This is a genomic window from Streptomyces sp. NPDC092952 (assembly GCF_044754785.1).
Classification (GTDB): domain Bacteria; phylum Actinomycetota; class Actinomycetes; order Streptomycetales; family Streptomycetaceae; genus Streptomyces.
Genome location: NZ_JBIVPT010000004.1, coordinates 196,850 through 215,211, shown reverse-complemented (window position 1 = coordinate 215,211; position 18,362 = coordinate 196,850). Strand labels below are relative to the sequence as shown.

Annotated in this window: 17 protein-coding genes; 9 read left to right on the top strand and 8 right to left on the bottom strand. The window is 72.7% G+C overall.

Annotated elements, in window-relative coordinates; all coding sequences use genetic code 11:
- Positions 1-102 precede the first annotated feature (102 nt).
- Positions 103-2,337 carry an MMPL family transporter gene (locus ACIQGQ_RS11980; RefSeq protein WP_402393915.1) on the top strand — a complete coding sequence of 745 codons (2,235 nt, stop codon included), beginning with the start codon at positions 103-105 and terminating at the stop codon, positions 2,335-2,337.
- A 94-nt stretch (positions 2,338-2,431) separates the two neighbouring features.
- On the opposite strand, the gene ACIQGQ_RS11975 is transcribed toward ACIQGQ_RS11980, so the two are convergent.
- Positions 2,432-2,755 carry an SsgA family sporulation/cell division regulator gene (locus tag ACIQGQ_RS11975; protein ID WP_402393911.1) on the bottom strand — a complete coding sequence of 108 codons (324 nt, stop codon included), beginning with the start codon at positions 2,753-2,755 and terminating at the stop codon, positions 2,432-2,434.
- A 200-nt stretch (positions 2,756-2,955) separates the two neighbouring features.
- Between ACIQGQ_RS11975 and ACIQGQ_RS11970 the strand changes: the two genes are divergently transcribed.
- From ACIQGQ_RS11970 to ACIQGQ_RS11945, 6 genes are all read left to right on the top strand, one after another.
- A complete protein-coding gene (locus ACIQGQ_RS11970; protein ID WP_402393909.1) occupies positions 2,956-4,020 on the top strand; it encodes an energy-coupling factor ABC transporter permease in 1,065 nt (354 codons plus the stop codon).
- Between the two features lies 1 nt (position 4,021).
- The gene (cbiQ, locus tag ACIQGQ_RS11965) at positions 4,022-4,783 is read left to right on the top strand and encodes a cobalt ECF transporter T component CbiQ (protein ID WP_402393906.1); all 762 of its coding nucleotides are present in this window, start codon (positions 4,022-4,024) and stop codon (positions 4,781-4,783) included.
- Positions 4,780-5,559 carry an energy-coupling factor ABC transporter ATP-binding protein gene (locus ACIQGQ_RS11960; RefSeq protein ID WP_402393903.1) on the top strand — a complete coding sequence of 260 codons (780 nt, stop codon included), beginning with the start codon at positions 4,780-4,782 and terminating at the stop codon, positions 5,557-5,559. The genes cbiQ and ACIQGQ_RS11960 overlap by 4 nt, the downstream gene beginning before the upstream one ends.
- Before the next feature lie 78 nt (positions 5,560-5,637).
- Positions 5,638-6,807 carry a serine hydrolase domain-containing protein gene (locus tag ACIQGQ_RS11955; protein WP_402394807.1) on the top strand — a complete coding sequence of 390 codons (1,170 nt, stop codon included), beginning with the start codon at positions 5,638-5,640 and terminating at the stop codon, positions 6,805-6,807.
- A complete protein-coding gene (locus ACIQGQ_RS11950) occupies positions 6,804-7,628 on the top strand; it encodes an SDR family NAD(P)-dependent oxidoreductase (RefSeq protein ID WP_402393900.1) in 825 nt (274 codons plus the stop codon). Before ACIQGQ_RS11955 ends, ACIQGQ_RS11950 begins: the two co-directional genes overlap by 4 nt.
- Before the next feature lie 132 nt (positions 7,629-7,760).
- Positions 7,761-8,204: a nuclear transport factor 2 family protein gene (locus tag ACIQGQ_RS11945; RefSeq protein WP_402393897.1), complete on the top strand. Its 444-nt coding sequence runs from the start codon at positions 7,761-7,763 to the stop codon at positions 8,202-8,204.
- A 13-nt stretch (positions 8,205-8,217) separates the two neighbouring features.
- Here the strand turns inward: ACIQGQ_RS11945 and ACIQGQ_RS11940 are convergent, their stop codons facing one another.
- A complete protein-coding gene (locus ACIQGQ_RS11940) occupies positions 8,218-9,210 on the bottom strand; it encodes an Lrp/AsnC family transcriptional regulator (RefSeq protein WP_402393895.1) in 993 nt (330 codons plus the stop codon).
- Positions 9,211-9,518: 308 nt separating this feature from the next.
- Between ACIQGQ_RS11940 and ACIQGQ_RS11935 the strand changes: the two genes are divergently transcribed.
- On the top strand, positions 9,519-11,114 hold the full coding sequence (locus ACIQGQ_RS11935; protein WP_402394804.1) for an MFS transporter: 1,596 nt from the start codon (positions 9,519-9,521) through the stop codon (positions 11,112-11,114).
- Here ACIQGQ_RS11935 and ACIQGQ_RS11930 read toward each other — a convergent pair.
- On the bottom strand, positions 11,047-11,559 hold the full coding sequence (locus ACIQGQ_RS11930) for a hypothetical protein (RefSeq protein WP_402393892.1): 513 nt from the start codon (positions 11,557-11,559) through the stop codon (positions 11,047-11,049). The genes ACIQGQ_RS11935 and ACIQGQ_RS11930 overlap by 68 nt on opposite strands.
- Before the next feature lie 324 nt (positions 11,560-11,883).
- Entirely contained in the window at positions 11,884-13,050 is a 1,167-nt protein-coding gene (locus ACIQGQ_RS11925; RefSeq protein ID WP_402393890.1) for an SGNH/GDSL hydrolase family protein, read from the bottom strand.
- A 429-nt stretch (positions 13,051-13,479) separates the two neighbouring features.
- Here ACIQGQ_RS11925 and ACIQGQ_RS11920 point away from each other — a divergent pair, with 429 nt between their 5' ends.
- The gene (locus ACIQGQ_RS11920) at positions 13,480-14,049 is read left to right on the top strand and encodes a GNAT family N-acetyltransferase (RefSeq protein ID WP_402393887.1); all 570 of its coding nucleotides are present in this window, start codon (positions 13,480-13,482) and stop codon (positions 14,047-14,049) included.
- A 38-nt stretch (positions 14,050-14,087) separates the two neighbouring features.
- On the opposite strand, the gene ACIQGQ_RS11915 is transcribed toward ACIQGQ_RS11920, so the two are convergent.
- The 4 genes from ACIQGQ_RS11915 to ACIQGQ_RS11900 all read right to left on the bottom strand — a co-directional run bounded on the left by ACIQGQ_RS11915 (position 14,088) and on the right by ACIQGQ_RS11900 (position 17,685).
- Positions 14,088-14,939 (bottom strand): EamA family transporter, encoded by an 852-nt coding sequence (locus tag ACIQGQ_RS11915; protein WP_402393884.1) that lies wholly within the window; start codon positions 14,937-14,939, stop codon positions 14,088-14,090.
- Entirely contained in the window at positions 14,936-15,433 is a 498-nt protein-coding gene (locus ACIQGQ_RS11910) for a YbaK/EbsC family protein (protein ID WP_402393882.1), read from the bottom strand. The genes ACIQGQ_RS11915 and ACIQGQ_RS11910 overlap by 4 nt, the downstream gene beginning before the upstream one ends.
- A gap of 53 nt (positions 15,434-15,486) precedes the next feature.
- On the bottom strand, positions 15,487-17,127 hold the full coding sequence (locus ACIQGQ_RS11905) for a penicillin-binding transpeptidase domain-containing protein (protein ID WP_402393879.1): 1,641 nt from the start codon (positions 17,125-17,127) through the stop codon (positions 15,487-15,489).
- A gap of 228 nt (positions 17,128-17,355) precedes the next feature.
- Positions 17,356-17,685 carry an SH3 domain-containing protein gene (locus ACIQGQ_RS11900; RefSeq protein WP_402393876.1) on the bottom strand — a complete coding sequence of 110 codons (330 nt, stop codon included), beginning with the start codon at positions 17,683-17,685 and terminating at the stop codon, positions 17,356-17,358.
- Positions 17,686-18,362: the final 677 nt, after the last annotated feature.

The following is an 18,362-nucleotide window of genomic DNA, read 5'->3' as shown; positions in this document are numbered from 1 at the left end:
CCTCACGACCCCTCCCCAGGTCCACCTGACACGCCGCTCTCGTCGTCGGGCCGGCACCGCACGCCCTTTTTCCACCACGACCCGACCCGGGAGACCCCCTCCGTGGCCACATTCCTCTACCGAATCGGACGGTTCGCGTTCCGGCGCCGCTGGTACGTCGCCCTGTCCTGGGTGATGCTGCTGGCGCTCGCCGGATTCGGCGCCGCCACCGCGTCCACCCCCACCTCCAGCTCGTTCTCGATACCGGGCACGGAGGCGCAGCGCGCCTTCGACCTGCTGGAACAGCGGTTCCCCGGGGCCAGCGCCGACGGCGCGACCGCCCGGGTCGTCTTCAAGGCCCCCGAGGGCGAGAAGATGGCCGACCCGGCCAACAAGGCCGCGGTGAACAAGACGGTCGCCGAGCTGAAGTCGGGCTCGGACCAGGTCGCCTCCGTCAGCGACCCGTACACCGCGAACGCCGTCAGCAAGAACGGCTCCACGGCCTACGTCTCGGTCTCGTACAAGGTCAACTCGATGGAGCTGACCGACGCGACCCGGGACGCCCTGGAGGACGCGGGCCACGCGGCGCAGAAGAGCGGGATGACCGTGGAGATCGGCGGTGACGCGCTCCAGGTGATGCCGGAGACCGGTGCCACCGAGATCATCGGCGTCGCGATCGCGGCGGTGGTACTGGTCATCACCTTCGGCTCGCTGGTCGCCGCCGGGCTGCCGCTGCTCACCGCGCTGATCGGCGTCGGCGTCGGCGTCTCGACGATCACCGCGCTGGCGAACGTGCTCGACCTGGGCTCCACCACCTCCATCCTGGCGATGATGATCGGCCTCGCGGTCGGCATCGACTACGCGCTGTTCATCGTCTCCCGCTACCGCGCCGAGCTGGCCGAGGGCCGGGAGCGCGAGGAGGCGGCCGGGCGGGCCGTCGGCACGGCCGGGTCCGCGGTGGTCTTCGCCGGGCTCACCGTCGTCATCGCGCTGGCCGGTCTCGCCGTCGTCAACATCCCGATGCTCACCAAGATGGGCTTCGCCGCGGCCGGCACGGTCGTGATCGCCGTCCTCATCGCGCTCACCCTGGTCCCGGCGGTGATGGGCTTCGCCGGGAAGCGGGTCATGGGCCGCAAGGCGCGCAAGGCCGAGGCGGCCGGGAAGACCGCCGACGCCAAGCCGAACATGGGCACCCGCTGGGCCCGGTTCGTGCTGCGCCGCCCGGTGTGGGTGCTGCTCGTCGGCGTCCTGGGCCTCGGTGCCGTCGCCGTACCGGCCGCGTCCCTGGAGATGGGGCTGCCGGACGAGGGCTCCCAGCCCACCAGCACCACCCAGCGCCGCGCCTACGACCTGCTCTCCGAGGGCTTCGGCCCCGGCTTCAACGGGCCGCTGATGGTCGTCGTCGACACCGCGAACAGCTCGGACGGCAAGGTCGCCGCCAAGCGGGTCACCGACGAGATCTCCGGCGTGAAGGGCGTCGTCGCCGTCACCCCGGCCCAGTTCAACAAGGCCGGCGACGCCGCGATGATCACCGTGATCCCGAAGGACCGGCCGAGCTCCGTCGAGACGGAGAACGTCGTCCACGCGATCCGGGACGCGGGCCAGGACATCAAGTCCGACACCGGCGCCGAACTGCTGGTCACCGGCTCCACCGCGATGAACATCGACTTCTCGCAGAAGATGAACGATGCCCTGCTGCCCTATCTGGCACTCGTCGTCGGCCTCGCCTTCCTCCTGCTGATGGTGGTCTTCCGCTCGGTGCTGGTGCCGCTGAAGGCGGCCCTGGGCTTCCTGCTCTCGGTGGTCGCCGCCCTGGGCGCGGTCGTCGCGGTCTACCAGTGGGGCTGGCTCGGCTCGCTCTTCGGGGTGGAGCAGACCGGTCCGATCATGTCGATGATGCCGATCTTCATGGTGGGTGTCGTCTTCGGCCTCGCGATGGACTACGAGGTCTTCCTCGTGACCCGGATGCGCGAGGCGTACGTCCACGGCGAGAAGCCCGGCCAGGCCGTCGTCACCGGCTTCCAGCACGGTGCCCGGGTCGTCACGGCCGCGGCCGTGATCATGATGGCGGTCTTCGCGGGCTTCATCGGCTCCAGCGAGCAGATGGTCAAGATGATCGGCTTCTCGCTCGCCATCGCCGTCCTCTTCGACGCCTTCGTGGTCCGGATGGCGATCGTGCCCGCCGTCCTGGCCCTGCTCGGCCACCGTGCCTGGTGGCTGCCGCGCTGGCTGGACCGGATCCTGCCCAACGTGGACGTGGAGGGCGAGGGCCTGCGCAAGCAGCTCGACGAAACGCCCGGCGACGGCCCCGGTGACGGTGCCGGGGGCGCGGACGGGCGCGAGCTGGCCCGCGTCTGACCCTTCCGCCGGTACGCGGACGGCCCGCACCCCGCCTCCCCGGCGCGGGTGCGGGCCGTCCGCGTACCGGGTGTGCGTGCGGCCCGTCCGCGGGTCAGGCGTGCGTGCGGTGCAGGAAGCGGAGCACCGGGGCGCTGTCGAGCTGCACCACCTCCACGCCCTCCGCCGAATGCACCTCCACCACGAGCTGTGTACGCCCGCAGGGCCAGACCCGGACGCCGCCGCGCTCGGTGGGGGCGGTCAGCCCGCCCTCCAGCAGATCACGGGCGAAGGCCCAGTCGGCGCCGCCGGGGAACGAGACGTGGACGGTGCGCGGGTCCTTCTCGGCGTCGTACAGCAGGTCGACCGGGACCGCCGGGAGGTCGGGGGTGTCGTTGACGAGCCAGGCGTCGGCCTGCTCATGGATCACGGGGGACATGGAACGACTCCTCGTGTTCGTACTGCTTTGTTATCCAATGTCCCCTATCTTCACCAATGATTTCCCGGGCGGCATGGCGGGCAGTTGTTGTACGTACGCTCTTGCGAAGTCTTCGCAATAAGGCCCTACTATTGAGCGGTTCACGACATTCCTGGTCGCGCCGTCCGTGCGGCCCCGGACCGCAGGGAGCGGAGTCCTCCATGCATGTACCCGACGGATTCATCGACGCGCCCGTCTCCGCCGTCACCGGCGTCGTCGCCGCGGGCGCGGTCGCGGTCGGCCTGCGCGGGGCCCGGCGCGAACTGGACGAGCGGACCGCGCCGCTCGCCGGGCTCGTCGCCGCGTTCATCTTCGCCGTGCAGATGCTGAACTTCCCGGTCGCGGCCGGCACCAGCGGCCATCTGCTGGGCGGGGCGCTGGCGGCGATCCTGGTGGGGCCGTACACCGGGGTCCTCTGCGTCACCGTCGTCCTGCTGATGCAGGGCATCCTCTTCGCAGACGGCGGCCTCACCGCGCTCGGCGTCAACGTGCTCGACATGGGCGTCGTCACCGTCGTCGTCGCCTACGCCCTCTTCCGCGGGCTGCTCAAGGTGCTGCCGAGGACGCGCCGCTCGGTGACCGTCGCCTCGTTCGTCTCCGCGCTGGTCTCCGTGCCCGCCGCGGCCGTCGCCTTCACGCTGGTCTACTGGGTCGGCGGCACCACCGACATCCCGATCGGCAAGGTCTTCACCGCGATGGTCGGCGTCCACGTCCTCATCGGCATCGGCGAGGCGCTGATCACCGCCCTGACCGTCGGCGCCGTCATCGCCGTCCGCCCCGACCTGGTGCACGGCGCCCGGGGCCTGGCCACCACCCTCAAGCTCCGGGTCGACGGCGAACTCGTCGACGCCCCCACCGCGGCCGAGCCGGCCCCCGCCCCGGCCGCCGCCCGCTCCCACCGCGGCCTGTGGGCCACCGGCCTGGTCACCGCGCTCGTCCTGGCCGGCTTCGTCTCGTACTACGCCTCCTCCAGCCCCGACGGCCTGGAGAAGGTCGCCGCCGACCAGGGCATCGACAAGAAGACCGAGGAGCACGCGGCCAAGGACTCCCCGCTCGCCGACTACGGCGTCAAGGACGTCGCCGACGCCCGGCTCTCCGGCGGCCTCGCCGGGATCATCGGCGTCGGCGCCACCGTCGTCGTCGGCAGCGGAGTCTTCTACGTGCTCCGCCGCCGCCGCGCCCAGGACACCCCCGAGGCCCCCGCCCACGACAAGGAAACCGTCTGACATGGGCGCCGGGCACGCGCACAAGCTCTACCGGCACGGCCACTCGCCCGTCCACGCACTGCCGCCGCACTGCAAGATCGCCGCGGCCTTCTGCTTCGTCGTGGTCGTCGTCCTGACCCCGCGCGAGTCGGTCTGGGCCTTCGGGCTGTACGCGGCGCTGCTCGGCGCGGTCACCGCACTGGCCCGCGTCCCGGCGGGCCTGCTGCTCAAACGGCTGCTCATCGAGGTGCCGTTCGTCGCCTTCGCCCTGCTCATGCCGTTCGTCGTGCCCGGCGAGCAGACCCACGTGCTCGGCCTCTCCGTCAGCGTCCCCGGCCTCTGGGGCGCCTGGAACGTGCTGGCCAAGGGCACCCTCGGCGTCGCCGCCTCCGTGCTCCTCGCCTCCACCACCGAACTGCGCGAACTGCTCCTCGGCCTCCAGCGGCTCAAGCTCCCGCCGCTCCTCGTCCAGATCGCCTCCTTCATGATCCGGTACGGCGACGTCGTCACCGACGAACTGCGCCGGATGTCGATCGCCCGCCGCTCCCGGGGCTTCGAGGCGCGCGGCGTACGCCACTGGGGGGTGCTCGCCAAGACGGCGGGCGCCCTGTTCATCCGGTCCTACGAACGCGGCGAACGCGTCCACCTCGCCATGGTCAGCCGCGGCTACACCGGCACCATGCCGGTCATCGACGAGGTGACCGCCTCCCGGGCCCAGTGGGCGCACGCCGCGGTGCTCCCCCTGCTCGCCCTCGCCGTCTGTCTGCTGGGATGGACCCTATGAGCCAGTCCACCGCGTCCCCCGAAACCGCCCCGTCGCTGGAGGTCAGCGGCCTCGCCTTCGCCTACCCCGACGGCCACCAGGCCCTCTTCGGCGTGGACCTCACGGTCGGCCGGGGCGAACGCGTCGCCCTGCTCGGCCCCAACGGCGCCGGGAAGACCACCCTCGTCCTCCACCTCAACGGCATCCTCGACGCGGGCGCGGGCACCGTCCGGGTCGCCGGGCTCCCCGTCGAGAAGCGGAACCTGGCCGAGATCCGCCGCCGCGTCGGCATCGTCTTCCAGGACCCCGACGACCAGCTCTTCATGCCCACCGTCCGCGAGGACGTCGCCTTCGGCCCGGCCGCCTCCGGGCTGCGCGGCGCCGAACTGGACGAACGGGTCACCGAGGCGCTGACCCGGGTCGGCATGGCGGAGTACGCCGACCGGCCGCCGCACCACCTCTCCTTCGGCCAGCGCCGCCGCGTCGCCGTCGCCACCGTCCTCGCCATGCGGCCGGAGATCCTGGTCCTGGACGAGCCGTCCTCCAACCTGGACCCGGCCTCGCGGCGCGAACTCGCCGACATCCTGCGGTCCCTGGACGTCACCGTGCTCATGGTCACCCACGACCTGCCGTACGCCCTGGAGCTCTGCCCGCGCTCGGTGATCCTCAGCGACGGCGTCATCACCGCCGACGACCGCACCCAGGACCTCCTCTGCGACGACGAACTGATGCGCGCCCACCGGCTGGAGCTGCCCTTCGGCTTCGACCCGCGCTCGGTGACCGTCCGCCACGGGTGACCCGGTCCCCGCACCACGCGCTCCGGCGTGCACCATGGGGGGATGAGCGGGAGCGCAGAAGCAGGCGCCGGTGCGGGCGTGGACGTACGCGGCACGGTGGCGGCCGGATTCGAACCGGTCCGGGACGCCTTCGTCCGTAACTTCGAGCAGCGCGGCGAACGCGGCGCGGCCGTCGCCGTCTACCGGGACGGCCACAAGGTCGTCGACCTCTGGGCCGGGACCCGGGACGTGGACGGCACCGAACCCTGGGCCCTGGACACCGTGCAGATCGTCCGCTCGGCCGGCAAGGGCATCGCCGCCGCCGTACCGCTCCTCCTCCACCAGCGAGGCCAACTCGACCTGGACGCCCCGGTCAGCACGTACTGGCCCGAGTTCAAGGCCGCCGGCAAGGAACGCACCCTCGTCCGCCACCTCCTCGCCCACCGGGCCGGACTCCCCGCCCTCGACTGCCCGCTGACCCCCTCCGAGGCCGCCGACGGGATCTCCGGGCCGCAGGCCGTCGCCGCCCAGCGCCCCCAGTGGGAGCCCGGCACCGACCACGGCTACCACGCCCAGACCTACAGCTGGCTCGTCGGCGAGCTGGTCCGCAGGGTCACCGGACGCACCGTCGGCCGGTGGATCGCCGAGGAGATCGCCCGCCCGCTCGGCCTGGACTTCTGGTTCGGCCTCCCCGCCGACGAGACCCACCGGGTCGGCCGGATCGGACCCGTCGAACCGCCCGCCGCCACCGGCACATCGGACGGCGGCGTCCTGCGGATGCGCCCCAAACGCTCCGTCACCGAGGCCTACCGCGACCCGGAGTCCCTCACCCGCCGCGCCTTCGGCGCCATCGACCCGCTGCCCGACGAGAACGACCCCGGCTACCGGGCCGCCGAACTCCCCGCCTCCAACGGCATCTCCACCGCCCGCGCGCTGGCCCGCGCCTACGCCGCGATGATCGGCCCGGTCGACGGCCACCGCCTCTTCGCCCCCGCCACCCTCACCCTGGCCCGCACCGAGGAATCGGCCGGCCCGGACCGGGTCCTGGTCGTCAGCACCCGCTTCGGCCTCGGCTACATGCTGCACGGCCCGGCGGCCCCGCTGCTCGCCCCCGGCTCCTTCGGCCACCCCGGCCGGGGCGGCTCGCTCGGCTTCGCCGACCCCGAATCGGGCATCGCGCTCGGCTACGTCACCAACGGCCTGCAGAAGGGAGTCACCGCCGACCCCCGTGCCCAGGCACTGGTCAGGGCAGTACGGTCGGCGCTATGACACCCACTCAACCCACCGGAACGGCACCGAGGTTCGACGGATACGGCGTACTGATCACCGGGGCGGGCCAGGGCATCGGCGCGGCCACCGCCCACCGGCTCGCCTCGGAGGGCGCCCGCGTCCTGGTCACCGACCTGGACGGCGCCCGCGCCACCCGCACCGCCGAGGCGATACGGGAATCCCCGGCGGTCCGCGCGGCGGGCGGCACCGCCGAGGCGCTCGCCTGCGACGTGGCCGACCGGAGCGCCGTCGAAGCGGCGGTCGCCCGCGCCGTCACCGCCTTCTCCACCCTCGACGTGCTGGTCAACAACGCGTACGCCTGCTCCACCGATGTCCCGCTCTTCGAGGACGAGCCCGACGAGTCCTGGCAGCGCGACCTGGACGTCAGCCTCACCGGCCCCTACCGCTGCGCCCGTGCCGCCCTCCCGCACCTGGTGGCCTCGGGCCGGGGCGCGATCGTCAACATCGGTTCGGTCAACGGCGAGCAGGACTTCGGCAACCACGGCTACAGCGCCGCGAAGGCGGGGCTCGCCAGCCTCACCCGCACCCTCGCCGGCCACGCCGGACCGCGCGGCGTCCGCGTCAACCTGATCGCCCCCGGCACCATCCGCACCGACGCCTGGGCGGGCAAGGACGCGCAACTGGCCCGGGCGGCCGCCCTCTACCCGCTCGGCCGGGTCGGCGAGGCGGAGGACATCGCGTCCGCCGTCGCCTTCCTCGCCTCCCGCGACGCCTCCTGGATCACCGGCACCACCCTCCGGGTGGACGGCGGCCTGACCTCCTCCAACTACGGCTTCCACCAGGCCGTTTCGGACGGCTGACCCGCCCCGCGATCCGCCTGCCGCCCTGGTCATTACCCCGGACGTAATCGACCGCGTGTCCCCGCCGGGGCAGGGTGGGGCAGGTCGACGAGACCCGACAGGGGTTCCGGTACCGAGGACAGAGGAGCGACCATGACCGTCAAGCCGGCCGAGAAGACCGCGAGTTACGCCGCCGAGGCCACGCGCCGGGTCGTCCAGGAGTTCTTCACCGCGCGGGCCGCCGAGGACACGGAGCGGCTCGTCGCCCTCTTCGCGGACGAGGTCGACTGGCAGCTCGCCGAGAACCCCGCCGTCCCGTGGATCCGGCCGCGCTCCACCGCGGCCGAATGCGCCGCCCAGTTCGGGGAGCTGGCCGCGCACACCGTGCCCGAGGACGCGCGGGCCTCCGTCGACGCGTTCCTCGTCGACGGCACCGACGCCGTCCTGATGGGGCACCTCGCGGGCACCGTGCGCGCGACGGGGAAGTCCTTCGAGGGCCCCTACGCGCTGCGCGTCACCGTCGAGGAGGGCCGGATCGTCCGCTTCCACCTCTACGAGAACAGCGTGTCGATCGCCGAGGCGTGCACCCCTTCCTGAGCCACCCCGCCCCTCAGGCGAGCGCGGGGTGGATCAGCCGCCCGTTCAGGATGAGGGAGGCGGCCAGCTTGAGGCGGCGCACCCGCACGCTGATCTCGTACCCCCTGACCCCCTCGGTCCGGGCGAGACGGCCGCTGAGGTAGCGGTAGAAGTGCTGGGCGTCCTCGCAGATGACGACGGCCATGATGTTGTGCCTGCCGCTGACCGCCGCGGCGAACGCGCACTCGTCGTGCCCGCTCAGCGCCTCGCCGACCTCCTGCAGCCGGGGGAGGTCGACCTGGAGCCAGAGGGTGGCGTTGAGCTCGTAGCCCAGGCGTTCGGGCACGGCGTCCACGTCGTAGACCAGCGCGCCCGACGCTTCGAGGGCCTCCAGCCGACGGGCCACGCGCGGCGCGGACCAGCCGGTGACCTCCGCGAGGCGGGTGTGGGAGGCCCGGCCGTCCTCCGCCAGCGCTTCGAGGAGCGGGCGGTCCTCGTCGGCGGCGGGACGCGGGGACCCGGTCACCACCGGCCGGTCCGCCGTCAGCCGCCGCACCTGCGCGTCGGTGAGCGAGCCCTCCCCGCCCGTCCAGCCGGTCGTCCCCGGCGAGCCGAAGGGGTGGATCAGCAGGTCGACGCTCATGTCGAGGACCGACGCCGACCGGGGCAGCCGACGCAGCAGCACGTTGTCGGAGGCCGTCCCGGCGGGGGAGCGGATGATGCAGATGATCTCCGAGCCCCCCGAGGCGATGCTCGTGTACGTGACCTCCGGCCTGCGCACCAGCGAGTCCGCGAGCGGCCCCACCGCGTCCGGGCGGCAGCGCAGCCGTGCGACCCACTCGGACCGGCCCCGGGCGACGGGGCTGCCCAGCCCCACGACCCGGACGACCCCGCTGCGCTTCAGCGCGTTGTAGCGGCGCGCCACGGTCTGCTCGGACACCCCGACGACCTCGCCGAGGCGGCGGAAGGAGACACGGGGCGAGCAGCTCAGTCCGTGGATGATTTTGCGGTCCAGATCGTCGGCCATGGAGGAATCCTCACACGTGTGGCGCCCTGTACGAGGGTTCCAGGACATCCGGCGGGATCTTTTGGGAGTTCAGCGAGGTCCGGGGCGAAGCTGGTCGGCGGCTCCGCGGGCGACCGGTGGCCCGCGCGGACCGTGGTGGTGCGCCGGTGCGCCCGGCCCGGGACCGGGCGTACGCCGGACGGCGGCGCCCACGCACGCAGCCGAAGGAACCATCAGTGAATCCCCCAACGACACAGGCCGGGCCGGAGATACCGGGAACGGGCACTCCGGGGCCGGGCGGCGCATCGGGGCGCCGGATCACCCTGCTCATGGCCTGCCTGGGCGTCTTCGTCGCCTACCTCCCCGTGACCACCGTCTCGGTGAGCCTCCCGGCCATCCAGCGGTCCCTGGGCGCCTCCACCTCCCAGCTGTCCTGGGTGTCGGACGCGTTCGTGCTGCCGATGGCCGCGCTGATCCTGACGACCGGCGTGTGGGGTGACGTCCACGGCCGCAAGCGGGTGTTCCAGACGGGCATGGCGCTCTGCGCCCTGGGCGCGGCGATCTCGCTGTTCTCGGACTCGGTGCAGGGCGTGTGGGCCGGTCAGGCGGCCTCCGGCCTCGGTGCGGCGGCGCTGCTGCCCACGACGCTGGCCCTGATCAGCCACGCCGTCCCCGACCACCGGGAGCGCGGCAGGTTCATCGGCCTGTGGGCGATGTCCCTGATGGGTTCGCTCGCCGTGGGCTCGCTGATCGCCGGAACGCTGCTGGAGCACGTCGGGTGGCGCTGGATCTTCCTGCTGCCCATACCGGTCTCGCTGATCGTCCTGGTCGTCGCCGCGTTCCTGCTGCCCGACTCGCGCGCCCCGCACGGCCGCCGTCTCGACTGGCCGGGCCAGATCAGTGCGGCCGTCGCGGTGACCGCCGTCGTCTACGGCGTCATCGAGGGCGGCGCGGACGGGTTCGGTGAGCCCGCCGTGGTGGCGACCCTGGCGCTCGGCGCCGTCTCCGCGGTCGTCTTCGTCCTCGTGGAGCGGCGCAGCACGAGCCCGATGCTGGACCTGGCCCTGTTCCGCAGCCCGGCCTTCACCGCCACCACCCTGGTCGCCATGATCAGCTTCCTCGGGCTGATCGGCTTCTTCTTCGTGCTGAGCCTGTACTTCGGCATGGTGCAGCACCTGAGCACGATCGACGCGGCGCTGCGGATGGCCCTGATGTCCGGTACGTCGCTGCTGGTCGCGGTGCCCGTCGGGCGCCTGATGCACCGGGTCCCGGCCCGGGTCCTGATCACCTCGGGCCTGGTCGTCGCGGCGGGCGCGATGTTCTCGCTGACCACCGTCGACGCCGGCACCTCCTACGGTGCGATGGCCTGGCGGCTGGTCCTGCTCGGCCTCGGCATGGGCGCCGTGATGACCCCGATGACGGCCTCCGCGGTCTCCTCCGTGCCGTTCCGGCTCGCCGGGATGGCCGCCGCCGGGAACAACGCGTTCCGCCAGGTCGGCGGTGCCCTCGGCCCCGCCGTGCTCGGTGCCCTGCTGACCACCCGCGCCGTGGACGCGCTGCCCGGCCGCCTCGCCGACGCGGGCGTCCCGGACCGGACCGCCGCCCTCGTCGTCGACACCGCCCGCGAGCAGGGGCTCGGCGCCGTGGCCGGGCTCGACCTGGACGCGGCCACCGGTCAGGCCCTGGGCGCGCTGAGCGAGTCGTTCCTGGACGGCATGCGGCTCTGCATGACCGTGGCGGGCTCCCTCGCCCTGCTGGCCGCCCTCGCCTGCGCCCTGCTCCTGCGCCCGGCCGCGTCGGGCGCGCCGGGTGCGTCCGCCCGACCCGCCGACGCGCCCGCCGACGTGCCTGCCGGGATCAGCCCCGGGGCGGACCGGAGCCGACCCACTCCGGTACCCGCGCCGATGACAGGAACTTCTCCCTGAGCCCCAGCGCCACCGCCAGCACGATGATGCCGCCGATCGGGATCCCGAGGAGCAGCAGCAGGAACAGGAGCGGGTGCTCACGGCTGTACGCGTCGCTGTTGAGCCCGAACACCGTCACGGGCCCGGCCACGACGAGCGGCACCACCACCCAGCGGAACAGATAGGTCCGGATCACCTCGCTCGCGCGGAGCTCGGCCTCGCCCAGGAACACGTACTCCGTGGTACTGGTCGAGGCCCCGGGCCCCGTGGACCGCTCGACCGTCGCGCCCTCCTTGACGTAGTAGCGCCCGAGCGGCCGTATCGGCAGCAACAGCAGGGTGAACCAGTGGGTGGCGAAACAGGCCCCGTCGGCATCCGGCTTCGTCCTGCCCAGCAACGTCCGCCCGAACCCGTTGTACGTGCCCAGGCGCGGCACCGTCCGCATCGGCCTGACCCTGTCCGGCATTCGCCACTCCCCCGAATCGTAGGAACTCCGACGGCAGAAGCATCGGACAGAAAGCCGTTCCGGTCGCCCGGTGTTCGATCAAGTCTTCGTCAAAACCCCAGGCTTCGCGCCCGGCCGTCCACGGGCGAAGTACGCGTCGACGGCGTGGACGCGGGCCCGCTCCGGGTGGCGGACGGAACGCCAAGTCCCTCCGAACGACGGCCTGCCGCCCACCTCGCGGTGGGCTTCCGGCGCTACGGAGGGACAGGGGGCGGTGCATTCGCCCGAACCCCGACCGGCCCTCGGGCCGACCGGGGCCGAAGAGGGCCCGCCGGGCGGCCGGGGCTACTTCAGGGCGTTGCGGACGGCGGCCTCGACCCGGGTGGCGGTATCGGCCTGACCCGTGGAGTTGGGGTGCATGAGGGTGGCCCGCTCGTCATCGGGGCACGACAGGGTGACCAGGCCGAGGGCGGTCTCCTGCGGCCAGTACGGGCCGCCCTCGCCGCAGATCCCCTCCACCCACTTCCTGGCCCGGGGCTGGCAGGCGTCGTGGCCGACGCTGGGGGCCGCGATGTCGATGTAGGTGTCGCCGCTCAGCTTCGTGAGGGCCTTGATGAGCGCGTTGAGGTGGGTGTTGACCCCGTTCAGCCAGGCGATGTCCCCATGGGTGACGGAGATGCGGCCGAGGCCCTGGACGTCGGCGGCCAGTTCGCTGGAGTCCTGCCGGTCGCAGGTGGCGGGGTCGGACGGCACGATCGTGGGGTAGCCGACCGTGATGACCTTGGCCCCGGGCGCCTTCTGGTGGACGGCGCGCAGCATGGCGGCGTACTCCCGGGTGACCCGGTCGTACTTGGTCTGGATCGACTCGGGGTCGAAGACCGGGCCGTTCGCCTCGTAGGCGTCCCGGCAGGGGGCGGCCCCGTCCGACTGCCCGATCCCGCCGATCAGGCAGGACACGAACATCTTGCTGAACGGCAGGCTGTTGCCGCCGGCGCTGATCGTGACCACGTCGGTTCCGGCGCCCAGCGCGGACCGCCCGATCTGGGGGGACAGGCTGGGCCAGCCGCCCTCGGGCGGCTCCACCGGGCTGACGGGGGTCTGCCGGTCGGTGGTGATCTCCTTGATCGTGGCGCCGCCGCAGCTGACGTCGGTCAGCTTCACGGCCCGGCCGCCCGGCGGGTCGGCGGCCAGCTTGCGTTCGACGAGGCTCGGGTACGCGCCCGCCGTCCGGTCGCACCCGTCCCGGCCGGGATTGCCCAGGGCCGGGCTCGGGTTGCCGACGAACTCCCCGCTCGTGTACGAGTCGCCGAGCACCACCCACTGCGCGGGCTCGGCCGCCGGGGCCGGAGCGGGGCCCGGGGCCGGGGCGGGATCGGATGCCGGAGCCGCCGAGGCGCCGGCCTGTGCGGTGGCCACGAGCGTCAGTGCGGCCACCGCCCCCAGCGCGACCTTGCGGACGAAGCCCCCGCCGTGCCCGGAACCGGCGGCGGGGGACGTCTTGCGGTGGAACACGTAAAGCCTCCTGCGGCAAAACAAATCGATTACGTATCGCACCCAAACAGCTACGTTTCGCGCCAGTCCAGCGGGCTGCCGATCATTCACTCCACTGGGTCTATCGGCAGCGGCATACCTGTGAATCACCGCATGTCAGAAGAGCCCCGGGTCAACCTTGAGAGTTACCGAACCGCCCTCCGAAATGCCCGTACTTGACGCCCGCGACGAGATCGGCCGAGGCGGCGGGCGAGGAATGCCGCTTCCGGCGCCCGGACATCGGCCGAACCCGCGCCCCCGCAGTGCCCCCGGGACGAAAGACGTGACACTCACTCCCCCCGACCTGTCACATCGTTTCGCGACCCCCCCGCCATGGGCGCGGCCCGGACCGTACTCCCGCCGCGTCCGCGCCCCTTGGTGGTGCGGGGCGCCGATCCGTACGATCGGTCGATGCCCGCTGCCACCACCCTGCGCGCGGACGCGACGCCGTCCGCCCCCGCCCTGCTGCTCCGCCCCTGGCGGCCGGCCGACGTACCGGCCCTCGTCGACGCGTTCCGGGACCCCGTCCTGCGTCGTTGGGCCGGCCCGCCCCTGGACGGCCGGGCCGACGCGGAACAGTGGGTGCGGGACCGGGAAGCCGGCTGGGAGGCGGGGAGCCGGTTCGGGTTCGCCGTCCTGGAGGAGCGGGCCGACGTGCCGCAGGGGGAGTTGGCGGGACAGCTGATCTTCAAGAAGGATGTGGGTTTCACGAGCCGTTCGGCCCAGGTCGGCTACTGGACGGCGGCGCACGCACGCGGTCGCGGCGTCGCCCCGCGCGCCCTCGAAGCCGTCACCGACTGGGCCTTCGCCACCTGGGGGCCGGACGTCCTGGAGCGGCTGGAACTCCTGCACCAGGTGGACAACCCGGCCTCGTGCCGCGTGGCGGAGAAGAGCCGGTACGTCTTCGACCGCGTCCTGCCCCCGGCGCCGCCCACCTTCCCCCGCGAGGGCCACCTGCACATCCGCGCCCGGCCCGCCTGAACGACGGGTCCGGGCACGGACGGTGCGGGGCGACGCGCTCAGCCCGGGTGGAGCATCAGGCCGATGCCGATGACCATCAGACCGGCCGCGGCGATGCGCGGGGCGCCGAAGCGCTCCTTGAACAGGACCGTGCCGATGGCCGCGCCGACGATGATCGACGACTCGCGAAGGGCGGCGACCGGGGCCAGCGCGGCACGGGTCTGCGCCCACAGGACCAGGCCGTACGCGGTCACCGACAGGGCCGCGCCCAGCAGTCCGCGCGTCGCGAACGGGCGGAGCGCGGGCAGTAGTCCGGCGCGGCGGCGGTACAGGGCGTACGCGGGGATGGCCAGGCCCTCCAGGACCATCAGCCACGCGATGTAGCCGAGCGGGGTGCCGGAGGCGCGTACGCCGACCCCGTCCACGGTGGTGTACCCGGCGATGGCCAGGCCGGTCGCCCCGGCGGCCAGCAGGGCGGGCCAGTCCGGGCGCCGGCCCGAGCCCCGGATGCCCCAGAGCGCCAGCCCGACGAGCCCCGCCGAGGCCACCGCCACCCCCGCGGTGGTCCAGCCACCGGGCCGCTCACCGACGAACACGGCGGCCAGCACCGTCACCACCAGCGGGGCCGTGCCCCGGGCGATCGGGTACATCTGCCCGAAGTCGCCCAGGGTGAACGAGCACATCAGCAGCAGCATGTACGCCACATGGAGCGCCGCCGAGACCAGCAGGTACGGCCAGGCCCCGGCCGCCGGGAGCGGGGTGAAGCAGGCGAGGGCCGCACCGATCAGCAGCCCGCCCCCGGAGATCAGCGTGAAGGAGACCAGCTGGTCCCGGATGGCGTGCGCGATGGCGTTCCAGCTCGCGTGGGTGACCGCCGCGACCAGGACCGCCAGGGCGACCAGCGGGGTCACTTCGTCTGCTCGCGCACGTCCACCACGGTGCCTCCGGCGTGCCCGATCAGGGACGTGGGGTCGAGCGGGAAGACCGTGTGCGGGGTGCCCGCCGCCGCCCACACCACGTCGTGGCCGAGGAGGCCGCGGTCGGCCAGCACCCGCGTCCGGGTCCGGTGTCCGAAGGGCGGTACGCCGCCGATGGCGTACCCGGTGGTCTCGCGGACCAGGTCGGCCCCGGCCCGCTTCACCTTCGCGGCGCCCAGCTCCACCCGTACCCGCTCCACGTCGACGCGCGAGGAGCCGTCCATCAGGACCAGCACCGGCACACCGTCGGCCTCGAAGATCAGCGACTTGACGATCGCGCTGAGCTCACAGCCGATCGCGGCGGCGGCCTCGGCGGCGGTACGGGTGGCCTCCGGGAAGCGGCGGACCTCGACGCCGAGGCCCAGCTCCCGCAGGGCCTCGGCGAATCGGGGGTGGGCTTCGGCGGCGGTGGTGTCAGGAGTGGTCATGGCCGCACTCTACGGTCCCGGCAACTCGCTCCCACGGACGTACCGTTCCTCGGTCACGGGCCCGCGCGCAGGACCGCCGCCACCACCGGGCCGGCTGCGTCGCCGCCGTGGCCGCCGGACTGGACGACCGCCGCGGCGGCCAGGTCGTTGCTGAACCCGGTGAACCAACTGTTCGACGTGGACTGGCCGTCCACCTCCGCCGATCCCGTCTTGGCGCCCTTGTCGCCGCCGACCGTGGCCATCGCCTGCTTGCCGGTGCCCCAGCTCGCCGTCTGCCGCATCATCTCGGTGAGCTGCCCGGACACGAAGGCGGGCAGCGGGCGGGCGGCCCGCGCGATCGGGCGGTTGTCCAGCTCGGGGGAGACGAGGACCGGCTGGCGGAAGGTGCCGTTGCGGGCGGTGGCGGTGATCGACGCCATGTTGAGGGCGTTCATCTGGACCGTGCCCTGGCCGATGTACTGGGCGGCCGCCTCGCCGCCGGTCTCCTCGGGGACGCTGCCGTCGAAGGAGGCGACGCCGGTCTGCCAGTCCAGGCCGATGCCGAAGACGTCACGGGCCTCCTTCGCCAGCGCGGCGTCGTCCTTCGTGTCGTCGATCAGCTTGATGAAGGCGGTGTTGCAGGACCGGGCGAAGCTGGTGGTGAGGGTGCCGTTGGGGATCGAGAACCCGTCCAGGTTCTTGAAGGTGCGGCCCTGGTACATCGCGGTCTCCGGGCACTCGATGGGCCGGCCGGACGCCGCGAGGTTCTTCTCGATGAGCAGCGCCGAGGTCACGATCTTCATCGTCGAACCGGGGGCCTGCTTGCCCAGCATCGCCGCGTTGAACCCGGTCGCCGGATTGTTGGCGACCGCCCGGATCGACCCGGTGGACGGCTGGATCGCGACCACCGACGCCTGGCTGAACTTCTTGACCGACTCCTCGGCCGCCGCCTGCACCCGGGCGTCCAGGGTGGTGTGCAGCTCGCCGGGACGGCCCTTGGACAGGGTGAGCAGCGTCTTGTTCGGGCCCTTCGCCTCGCCGGACTCGATCCAGGTCTCGATGCCCGCGGTGCCGCCGGCCTTCTGCCCGTACTTCTCGCGCAGGGTGTCCAGGACCGGGCCCAGGGAGGGGTACTTCTCCTTGGTGAGCTCCCGGCCGGTGTGGTCGAGAGCCTTGATCGCCGGGGTGCTCGGCCCGCCCGTCCGGAGCTTGGCGCCGTCGGTGAGGTCCGGGTGGACCACGGAGGGGGACCAGTCCACCAGCGGGCGGCCGGTGGTCACCCCGCGCACCACGGTCAGCTCCGAGGCGTACGACCACGACGCGGACTTGCCGCCGTAGGAGACGGTCGCCTTCACCGTGTACGGGACCTTCGCGCCGGTCGGTGTCCCGGGCGTGATCACCGCCTTGGTGACATGCGCGTCCCCTCGGTACCCGGCGAGGAGCGGCGCGGCCTCGACGGGGTTGTTGGTGAGCTGGGACGCGGCGTCCGACTCGTCGTTCGCCCAGGCCAGCAGGAACTTCTTGGAGGCGTCCGCGATCTCCTCCTTGGTGACGGGGCCCGACTTCACCTCGGTGGAGGTGGACGCCGCGTCCGTACCCCCGCCCCCGTTCCCGTCGTTCAACGCGGACAGGACGTTGTACGCCCCGTATCCCGCCCCGCCGACCACGACGGCGAGGACCCCACTGACCATTCCTATCTTCACTCCACTGCGCATATCCGCAGTCCCCCTCCCCGGAAGTTTCTGTTGAACATGTTCAACGGAACACTTCTCGGCACCCTACGGGAGGATGGTTGAAGCCGTGACGGTTGTTACCGGAACGCGATGCGGGGTGGAACGCGGTACGGGGGTCGGACGCGGTGCGGGTGGCGCGCACCGGCTCCGGTACGACGGAACGCCCCCGGAGGCCGACCTCCGGGGGCGTTCCGTCACTTTGGCGGCGCGTCAGTTGGCGCCCACGGCCACGCATTCCTCGGCGACCCAGCCGTCCCGGCCGTCGATCTTCACGGTCATCCAGCCGTTCCCGCCGCCGCAGGAGGTGTAGCTCTGCCCCTTCGTCACGCTGTCCTTGTCGACACCACAGGGCAGCCGACTGCCCGCCGCCATGGAACCGATGCCCGTGTACCGGGTTCCGGGCCCGCTGCGGATGTTGAGGGTGCCGCCCGACACGTTGTGGATGTAACAGCCGGTGGCCGCGATGACGGGCGCGTCGGCCGGTGCCTCGGTGGCGTTCACCGGGAAGGCCGCCGCGCACGAGAGTGCGGCCGCAGACATGCCGCCAACTACCAGGGCCCGCATGGAAAAACGCATTTTTTACCCTTTCGCCGAGAACCTTCCCAATGTGCTGAAGGGTAATTTCGCCGACACCGACCGAGAAGGGCCTTTCTCACCACAGTGCCGGGAAGGGGGTCATGACCGCCCGAGAGAGCGACACCCTCGAACGCCGGTGCCAGCCGGGCGGAGCCCGCCGGGCACGCCTGAGGAATTCCGCCCCGCGACGCGCCCCCTGCCCCCGGAACCAGCCGGGCGACCCACCCCCGCGCTTGCGGGGACATCTCCGGCATGGCCTCCAGGCTGACCTTCTCGCCCGGACCACCCCCGCGCCTGCGGGGACAACGTGCGGTCGACGAAGGCAGTCCCGCCGTCGGCCGGACCACCCCCGCGCCTGCGGGGACAACCCCCCGCCCGAGCTGACCTGGGTGCGTCCCCCGGGACCACCCCCGCGCCTGCGGGGACAACCCTTCTTGAGCTGGGGCCTTACTCGGGAAGGCGGACGTTTTCGTTTGGTTGCTTCTGGCTCACGCCACCCGCAGCAGACGTCCGTGCCGATCTCAACACAGCCCTTCCCTCCCCCTTGAGCGGGCGGACCCATCACACCACGCACAACACCTGTGGGCCGTCTGTGGGCCGCCACCAGGGGCTGGTGATGGCCAACAACCGACCGAGGGGCC

Coding starts and splice junctions, on each gene's coding strand:
- ACIQGQ_RS11975 (WP_402393911.1), bottom strand. CDS start 2,755: ATGTCCCCCGTGATCCATGAGCAGGCCGACGCCTGGCTCGTCAACGAC.
- ACIQGQ_RS11970 (WP_402393909.1), top strand. CDS start 2,956: ATGCATGTACCCGACGGATTCATCGACGCGCCCGTCTCCGCCGTCACC.
- cbiQ (WP_402393906.1), top strand. CDS start 4,022: ATGGGCGCCGGGCACGCGCACAAGCTCTACCGGCACGGCCACTCGCCC.
- ACIQGQ_RS11960 (WP_402393903.1), top strand. CDS start 4,780: ATGAGCCAGTCCACCGCGTCCCCCGAAACCGCCCCGTCGCTGGAGGTC.
- ACIQGQ_RS11950 (WP_402393900.1), top strand. CDS start 6,804: ATGACACCCACTCAACCCACCGGAACGGCACCGAGGTTCGACGGATAC.
- ACIQGQ_RS11945 (WP_402393897.1), top strand. CDS start 7,761: ATGACCGTCAAGCCGGCCGAGAAGACCGCGAGTTACGCCGCCGAGGCC.
- ACIQGQ_RS11940 (WP_402393895.1), bottom strand. CDS start 9,210: ATGGCCGACGATCTGGACCGCAAAATCATCCACGGACTGAGCTGCTCG.
- ACIQGQ_RS11935 (WP_402394804.1), top strand. CDS start 9,519: ATGGCCTGCCTGGGCGTCTTCGTCGCCTACCTCCCCGTGACCACCGTC.
- ACIQGQ_RS11930 (WP_402393892.1), bottom strand. CDS start 11,559: ATGCCGGACAGGGTCAGGCCGATGCGGACGGTGCCGCGCCTGGGCACG.
- ACIQGQ_RS11920 (WP_402393887.1), top strand. CDS start 13,480: ATGCCCGCTGCCACCACCCTGCGCGCGGACGCGACGCCGTCCGCCCCC.
- ACIQGQ_RS11910 (WP_402393882.1), bottom strand. CDS start 15,433: ATGACCACTCCTGACACCACCGCCGCCGAAGCCCACCCCCGATTCGCC.
- ACIQGQ_RS11905 (WP_402393879.1), bottom strand. CDS start 17,127: ATGCGCAGTGGAGTGAAGATAGGAATGGTCAGTGGGGTCCTCGCCGTC.
- ACIQGQ_RS11900 (WP_402393876.1), bottom strand. CDS start 17,685: ATGTCTGCGGCCGCACTCTCGTGCGCGGCGGCCTTCCCGGTGAACGCC.